Raw genomic sequence first — 7,639 nt, 5'->3', positions numbered from 1 at the left:
GCTCGTCATCCAGCAGCGCCAGCGACGGGGCAGCGGCCAGCGCCGTGGCAGCGCGGGCGCGGCCGTGGCCCAACTGCCGCCGCGCGGCGGTGAGCAGCCAGGCATCGGGATTGGTCGGCACGCCATCGGTAGGCCAGTGCGCCAGGGCACTTGCCAGTGCATCGGCCAGCGCGTCTTCGGCGGCCGCAATGTCGCGGCTGTCGCGGGCCAGCAGCGCGACCAGCCGGCCATAGGCGGTGCGCGCCGCCGCTTCGGCTGCAGCATGGGCAGGGGAAGCGGCGGCAATCACCCAGGCTTCACACCTTGTCGGGCGGGATGGTGGGACGCACTTCCACCGAGCCATCGACAACGCAAGGCGCGCGTGCCGCCCAGGCCAGCGCGGCATCAAGATCGTCCACCTCGATCACCACGAAGCCGCCCAGTTTCTCCTTGGTGTCGGCAAAGGGGCCATCCTCCACCTGCCACTCGCCATTCTTGATGCGCAGCGTGGTGGCGGTGGGTGGCTGCTCCAGGCCGGCCCCGCCGCGCATGATGCCGGCGGCTCCCATGGCGCCCATATAGGCGCTCCAGGCGCCCCAATAGGCTTCGGGTTCGGATTGCTCGCGCGCCAGATCGGCGGCGGTCTGGTAGTAGATCAGGGCATACTGCATTGGGTCACTCCTTGCTTCGCGAACCTGCAACTCTGGCCGGGTTCGGAATGAAGAGCGGTGAGCAAGGCCGATTCAGACAGTCCGCCGAAAATTGTCGCCCCTCAATCGTCCAGCGCGGCATAGACCATGGTGCGCATCTGCTTGCGCACCGGCCAGGTGGAGGATGGCATGAGCTGGGTCATGAACAGGCCGATCAGGTCTTCTTCCGGGTCCACCCAGAAGAAGGTGCTGGCAGCGCCCCCCCAGAAAAAGTCACCGTTGCTGCCAGGCATCAGCGTCTTGTGACTGGCGGTGGAGGTGGCGAAGCCGAGGCCGAAGCCGACGCCTTCATAGGCCGCTTCCGAAAACAGACTGCGGCTCAAGGCCGGCAGGTCCACCGCGCCGGGCAGATGGTTGGCGGTCATCAGGGCAAGCGTCTTGCGGCTGATGATGCGGTGGCCGTTCAGCGTGCCGCCATTCAGCAGCATCCGGGCGAACTGCAGATAATCGTGCGCGGTGGAGACGAGGCCGCCGCCGCCCGAGATGAAGGAGGGCGGCGCCAGGAAGGACGAGACGAGCGGATCGTCCTGCAGCTCGATGGTGCCGTCGCGCTTCGGCTGATAGCAGGCGGCAAAGCGGTGCTGCTGTCCGTCGCGGACGTGGAAACCGGTATCCACCATGCCCAGCGGCGCGAAAAGCTCTTCGGCAAGAAACTGTTCGAACGGGCGGCCGGAAACCACCTGCACCAGCCAGCCCAGCACATCGGTCGCCACCGAATAATTCCACGCCTCGCCTGGCGAGAATTCCAGCGGCAGCTTGGCCAGAGTCTTGATCATGTCCTCGAGCGTGCCGGCCTTCTCGATCTCGCCGATCTTCTCACGCCGATAGGCTTCATCGACATTGGTGCGCAGCTGGAAGCCATAGGTGAGCCCGGCAGTGTGGCGGAACAGATCGACCACCTGCATCGGGCGCGCGCAGGGCTTCGTCTGGAAGCCCACCTTGTGCGTGCCGGCAACATAGACGCCGAGGTTCTTCCACTCCGGGATATATTTGTGCACCGGATCGTCGAGGGCGATGAGACCACGCTCCACCAGCATCATCAGCGCCACCGACGTGATCGGCTTGGTCATCGAATAGATGCGGAAGATCGTGTCCTCGCGGGCCGGCACGCCGCGTTCGACATCAGCGAGGCCCTGCACGCCGAGGTGCGCGATCTCGCCGTGGCGGGCAACCAGCGTCAACGTGCACGGCAGGCGGCGGCTGGCCAGGTACTGCTCGGCGAGGAACTCATCCAGCCGCGCCAGGCGGGCAGGGCACAGGCCCAGGCTGTCGGTCATGGCTTTGCCCTCTTGGTAACGCTGCTCAGAAGGTCGGCTGGTCGTACTTGCGCGGCGCGATTTCCCGATGCAGCGCCACGATCGCATCGGACCCCGCGGTCTTGTAGAGGCCGGGGACAAGGCCGTGGACAAAGCATTTCAGGCTGGCGACGAGCAGACGGCCACCCACGCCGAATGCCGCCGAAAGATGCTCGCCATAGCTTTCGTTGACGCAGCGCGGGTGTTCCAGGAACAGCCGATCAATCATCGGGCGCAGCCTTCCTTGTGGTGATTCCGTTGGGTGCATATTGGCCGTCGTCGCTTGCGGCTGCAACCTTGGGCCGTGATGGTGGGCGTTGAGGGGTTCGAACCCCCGACCCTCTCGGTGTAAACGAGATGCTCTACCGCTGAGCTAAACGCCCCCAATTGCTGGTCGCCGGGCGGGCCTAACCGCTGCTGCAGCGTAGCGCAAGCCGGGCCGCGACTGTTGCTGCGCCGCAACACGTGTCGGCCAATCGCGACGATCATGAACCGGCCATGAAGCTGTAACATTTGCGTCATGGAAGCCCGGCTAAAGGCGAGCCGTGCAGCGGCGGGCAATGGTGAGTCCCGGCGCTCCTTTTGTGTCACGCCCGTCCATCGTCCCAGCAGCCAACAGGGGTTTTTCGCCATGCGTCTTCTTCGTTCCGGTGTTGCGCTGATCGCGCTGGCCGTTCCCGCCGTTGTCGCCCAGGCCCAGGAAGTCAGCTCGGCCATTTCGGGCACGGTGCTGAGCGCCAGCGGCGAACCCGTGGCGGGCGCTGAAGTCGCCATCGTGCACACCCCCACCGGAACGCGCGTCACCACCACCACCGGCGCTGATGGCCGCTTTGCCGCGGCCGGTCTTCGCATCGGCGGTCCGTTCACGGTCAGCATTACCGCTGAAGGTTACCAGGGTCAGTCGATCGAAGGGGTCAACGTTGCGGCCGGCAACACCTTCAACCTGACCGCCTCGCTGGAATCGTCCACCTCGGACGCCACCATCGTCGTGTCGGCCAGCTCGCTGCGCCGGTCGGGGGTGGTGTCCACCGGCTCGATCTCGGCCTTCTCGGCCAAGGACATTGCGGCGATCACCTCGGTCGCCCGCGACATCCGCGACGTGGCGGCCCGCGATCCGCTGACCAGCTTCGATCCCAACTTCCGCGGCATCTCGATTGCCGGCGCCTCGGCCCGCGCCAACCGCTTCACCATCGACGGTGTGGCGGTGCAGGATGATTTCGGCCTCAACCTGGGCGGCCTGCCCTCGCTGCGCGGCATCGTCAGCCTGGAAGCCATCGGCCAGCTGTCGATCAAGACGGCGCCGTTCGATGTCGGCCAGGGCAATTTCACCGGCGGCGCCATCGATGCGGTGCTGAAGTCGGGCACCAACGAGTATCATGGCGTGGCCTATGGCATCATTGGCGGCAAGGGCCTGACCGGCCGCAACATCCGCGGCGCGATCGTGCCGCAGGCACTGCCGTTCCGCGACTATGGCTTCTTCGTCTCCGGCCCGATCATCAAGGACCGGCTGTTCGTCGCGTTGAACTATGAGAAGCTGACCGAAGGCAACATCGTCACCGCCAACGGCATCACCGGCGAAGGCTTTGCCAACAACATCCCCAACATCGGCGACGGCTCCAGCACCAGCGACGACCGCGCGATCGTCAATGGCATTATCGCCACCACCGAGAACCGCTACGAATACGACCCGCTCGACACGTTCCAGCAGGAAAGCGAGCGCGACCGCAAGATCTCCGGCAAGATCGACTGGAACATCACCGAAGGCCAGCGCCTGTCCTTCACCTACATCGATCACTTCAATTCGGTGCCGCTGCCGGGTGGCGGCTCCACCAACGCGCCGGCCGCGCCCAACGTTGGTCTGCAGTCGAACAGCTATGAAGGCACGGAATCGACCAAGGTCTACACTGGTCAGTTGAACTCGCAGTGGACCGACGAGCTGTCGACCGAGTTGCGCGTCTCCTACCGTGATTATGTGCGCGGCCAGGTCGGCTACAACGACCAGGGCTTTGCCCAGTTGCAGGTCTGCACCAACGCGGCGTCGATCACCTTGGGCACCGGCCCGACCAACGATCCCTACAACTGCGGCAACACCTCGCGCGTGACGCTGGGCACGGACACACCGCGCCACTCCAACGCGCTCGCCACCAACAACCTGAACTTCCAGTTCAACATGCGCTACAACGCTGGCGCCCACCGCATCAAGTTCCAGGTCGAAGGTTCTCGCCAGAAGGTGGACAACCTGTTCCTGTTCAATTCGCGCGGCAATTTCTACTTCGACTCGATCGCCGACTATAATGCCGGCAACGCCAACTCTGTCTCCTTCTCCAACTCACTGGATGGCGATCCCCGGTCGGGCGGCACGGCGCGCTTCACCCTCTACAGCTATGCCTTCGGCCTGCAGGACGAATGGCAGGTGTCGCCGACCTTCACGGCGCTGATCGGCGCCCGCTTCGACGGCTTCTCGTTCGATGACCGCCAGATCACCTTCAACCCCTTCTTCACCCAGCGCTATGGCTTCCGCAACAACACCTCGGTGGACGGCGTCTCGGTGTTCCAGCCGCGCTTCGGCTTCAACTGGAAGCCGGATGACCGCACCCGGGTGTCGGGCGGCGCCGGCATCTTCAGCGGCGGCATCCCGCTGGTGCTGTTCTCCAACAGCCTGGCCAACGATGGCACCCGCACCAACGGCGTGAACTTCCAGCGCGAGTTCGTGAACGGGGTTGCCACCGGCAACTTCATCGACCTCAACAACCGCACCACCGATCCTGCGGTGCAGGCGCAGATCAATGCCGCCGCTGCTGCCGCGCTCAACAATGTCGACGGCTTCGGTCTGCAGACCAATGCGGTGGTCAACAATTATCTGGCCAACAACACCTCCTCGCTGCGCCTGGCCTCGACCAACACCGTGGCGCCCAACTTCAAGATGAACTCTGTGGTGCGCGCCAACCTGACCGGCGAATATATCGCCGATCTGGGCTTCCTGGGCGATGGCTGGGTGTTCCGCGGCGACCTCGCCCACACCTGGAACCGCAACAGCTACACGATGATCGACCTGCGCGCGATTGCCAACGGCACCCTGCCCGATGGCCGCCCGCGCTATCAAGGCATCGAAGGCAGCGCCGGCAACGACTTCCAGCTGCGCTCGCGCACTGGCGGCGTGTCGTTCATCGCGGCTGCCTCGATCTCCAAGGAATGGCAGAACGGCTTCAGCATCCAGGCCGCCTATACCCGCAGCCGCATCACCGATTTCCTCAGCGACACCGGCGGTACCACGGCGACCGGTTCCTACTTCGTGGCGGTGCGCGATCCCAACTCGCCGGATATCGCCACTTCCTCGCTGCAGGTCGGCAACCAGGTGCGCCTGACGCTCAACTATCGCCACGCCTTCTTCGGCGACTATGAGACCAACTTCCAGATCTTCGGTCTCTATCGTCAGGGCGTGCCGTTCAGCTACACCAAGGGTGACACGCTCACCCAGGGCCGTGGCCGCGTCTTTGGCGTCACCAACGTTGGTCGCCACCTGCTCTATGTGCCGAACGTCGCCAACCTGGTCATCCCCACCGGCACCGCTGCGGTGAACACCCAGATCGATCCGATCGTACAGTTCAACGGCACGCCGGCGCAGCTGACCGCCTTCCGCGACTTCATCCTGAACAGCGAGCTGGGTGAGTTCCAAGGCCAGATCGCGCCGCGCGGCATCGCCCGCAACCCTGACTGGTACACGGTCAACCTGCACTTCTCGCAGCAGGTGCCGTTGTTCGTGGGCAAGAGCCGGATGACCCTGTTCGCCGACGTCGAGAATTTCCTCAACCTGCTCGACGACAAGTTCGCCTTCCGCCAGTTGTCGTTCACCGATCGCTCGCAGACGCACCGGCTGGTGCAGGTGGATTGCCTCACCACCGGAGGCACTCGTGCGGAGCTGAACCAGACCTGCGCATCCTATCGCTACTCCAACTTCCAGGCGCCGGTGTTCCAGAACCTCTCGCGCTCGCCCTGGACGCTGCGCATCGGCGGCCGCGTCGAGTTCTGATCGACCGGACAGACTGAACAGGGAAGGGGCGGTGCCGAAGGGCGCCGCCCCTTTTCTGTTTCGGCCTGTCCATTTGCCAAGGCTGCGGCAGCGGCCGGCTGCGGGCACCATCGCGCTGAGGAGCCGGGACCATGACGATCAGCTTTGACGACTGGCGGGCGCGTTCGCCCTTCTATGACGAAAGCCACGAGGCGGTGGCGCAATCCGTGCGGCGCTTCATGGCCGCAGAGGTGCTGCCCCATATCGACCGCTGGGAAGCCGAAGGCGAACTGCCGCGCGAGCTGCACAAAAAGGCCGCCGCTGCCGGCATCCTCGGCCTCAATTACCCGGAAGAATATGGCGGGCACTCGGAAGGCTTCGATGTTTTCCACGGCCTGACGCAATCCGAGGAACTGGCCGCGGCCGGCGCCGGTGGGCTGGGGGCCAGCCTGATGACGCACGGCATCGGCCTGCCGCCGATCCTGGCGCTGGGGTCGGACGAGATGAAGCGCCGCATCGCGCCAGAAGTCCTGTCCGGCGAGAAGATCATCAGCCTTGCCATCACCGAGCCTTCGGGCGGATCGGACGTGGCGCAGCTGAAGACCCGCGCCGAGAAGCAGGGCAACAAATATGTGGTGAACGGGCAGAAGATGTTCATCACCAGCGGCATGCGAGCCGACTACATGACCGTGGCGGTGCGCACCGGCGGGCCGGGCATGAAGGGCATTTCCCTGATGCTGATCGAGACGGACCGGCCGGGCGTGTCGCGCACCCGGCTCGACAAGATGGGTTGGCGCTGTTCCGACACGGCGGCGGTCTATTTCGACAATGTCGAGGTGCCGCCGGAAAATCTCATCGGGCCGGAAGATGGCGGCTTCATCGGCATCATGCGCAATTTCAACAGCGAGCGGCTGGGCATGGCGCACGGCTGCTGTTCGATGGCGCGCGTGGCCCTGAAGGAGGCGATGGACTGGGCGCAGAACCGCGAAACCTTCGGCAAGCGGCTGGGCGCCCATCAATCAATCCGCATCAAGCTCGCCGACTGTGCCCGCCAGATCCAGGCGACGCAGGCCTGGGTGGATTTGTGCGCCCACCAGCACCGGCAAGGCGTGGGCGTGCCGGCCGACTATGCCATGCTGAAGGTGCAGGCCACACGCATGCTGGAGCATGTGGTGCGCGAGGCCGCACAGGTGCTGGGCGGCGCCAGCTACATCACCGGATCAAAAGTGGAGCGAATCTACCGCGAAGTGCGGGTGAACGCCATCGGCGGTGGTTCGGAGGAGATCATGCTCGATCTCGCTGGGCGGCAGATGGGGATTGGCTAAGGCCAGATTCTCAAGGGTTGCACCAGTCGCAGGCGGCCGGGTTGGCCGCCGTCACGCCATCGGGGCGCGGGCGGGTCTCGCTGTGGCCGCAGGCGCCGCAGCCATAGATGATGGCCAGAACGCCCTGCGTCGGCTGATTGCAGGCCGAGCAGGGCAGGCCAGTGCGGAGATCGGTCTGCCCAAAGCCGGGGCAGCCGCAGGCCGGGCAGAGGTGGGCCAGCCGCGCCGCCAGCCGGCCCGCGAGGCTGCGGATCGCTGCCATGCGGGTGGGGTTCAGATGCGCGCGCATGTCGGTTTCCAACCGGTTGCCGGGCCAGGCCA

Annotated in this window: 6 protein-coding genes, 1 tRNA gene and 1 pseudogene; 2 read left to right on the top strand and 6 right to left on the bottom strand. The window is 65.2% G+C overall.

What is annotated here, in order from left to right:
* From GJV64_RS08940 to GJV64_RS08920, 5 genes and pseudogenes are all read right to left on the bottom strand, one after another.
* Positions 1–289 (bottom strand): annotated as a pseudogene (locus GJV64_RS08940) (RNA polymerase subunit sigma-70); the annotation flags it as partial.
* A 7-nt stretch (positions 290–296) separates the two neighbouring features.
* Entirely contained in the window at positions 297–650 is a 354-nt protein-coding gene (locus tag GJV64_RS08935) for a YciI family protein (protein ID WP_164156910.1), read from the bottom strand.
* Between the two features lie 101 nt (positions 651–751).
* Complete coding sequence (locus GJV64_RS08930; protein ID WP_164156909.1) at positions 752–1,966, bottom strand: serine hydrolase domain-containing protein; 1,215 nt, start codon at positions 1,964–1,966, stop codon at positions 752–754.
* 25 nt (positions 1,967–1,991) lie between these two features.
* Positions 1,992–2,213: a DUF6356 family protein gene (locus GJV64_RS08925; protein ID WP_164156908.1), complete on the bottom strand. Its 222-nt coding sequence runs from the start codon at positions 2,211–2,213 to the stop codon at positions 1,992–1,994.
* Between the two features lie 79 nt (positions 2,214–2,292).
* Positions 2,293–2,367: transfer RNA gene (locus GJV64_RS08920), tRNA-Val, on the bottom strand.
* A gap of 248 nt (positions 2,368–2,615) precedes the next feature.
* Between GJV64_RS08920 and GJV64_RS08915 the strand changes: the two genes are divergently transcribed.
* Both GJV64_RS08915 and GJV64_RS08910 read left to right on the top strand, forming a co-directional pair.
* A complete protein-coding gene (locus tag GJV64_RS08915; protein ID WP_164156907.1) occupies positions 2,616–6,014 on the top strand; it encodes a TonB-dependent receptor in 3,399 nt (1,132 codons plus the stop codon).
* 131 nt (positions 6,015–6,145) lie between these two features.
* A complete protein-coding gene (locus tag GJV64_RS08910; protein WP_164156906.1) occupies positions 6,146–7,318 on the top strand; it encodes an acyl-CoA dehydrogenase family protein in 1,173 nt (390 codons plus the stop codon).
* A gap of 10 nt (positions 7,319–7,328) precedes the next feature.
* Here the strand turns inward: GJV64_RS08910 and GJV64_RS08905 are convergent.
* Positions 7,329–7,639, bottom strand: a 311-nt coding sequence (locus GJV64_RS08905; protein WP_328799171.1) for a DUF6671 family protein, incomplete at its 5' end; no start/stop codon positions are given.

It is taken from the genome of Sandarakinorhabdus rubra (assembly GCF_010994245.1).
GTDB lineage: Bacteria > Pseudomonadota > Alphaproteobacteria > Sphingomonadales > Sphingomonadaceae > Sandarakinorhabdus > Sandarakinorhabdus rubra.
This window is presented reverse-complemented; position numbering and strand designations above follow the sequence as displayed.

What these genes read in the sequence shown, in the direction of transcription:
- GJV64_RS08910 (WP_164156906.1), top strand. Translation starts at nt 6,146, where the DNA reads ATGACGATCAGCTTTGACGACTGGCGGGCGCGTTCGCCCTTCTATGAC.
- GJV64_RS08925 (WP_164156908.1), bottom strand. Translation starts at nt 2,213, where the DNA reads ATGATTGATCGGCTGTTCCTGGAACACCCGCGCTGCGTCAACGAAAGC.
- GJV64_RS08935 (WP_164156910.1), bottom strand. Translation starts at nt 650, where the DNA reads ATGCAGTATGCCCTGATCTACTACCAGACCGCCGCCGATCTGGCGCGC.
- GJV64_RS08930 (WP_164156909.1), bottom strand. Translation starts at nt 1,966, where the DNA reads ATGACCGACAGCCTGGGCCTGTGCCCTGCCCGCCTGGCGCGGCTGGAT.
- GJV64_RS08915 (WP_164156907.1), top strand. Translation starts at nt 2,616, where the DNA reads ATGCGTCTTCTTCGTTCCGGTGTTGCGCTGATCGCGCTGGCCGTTCCC.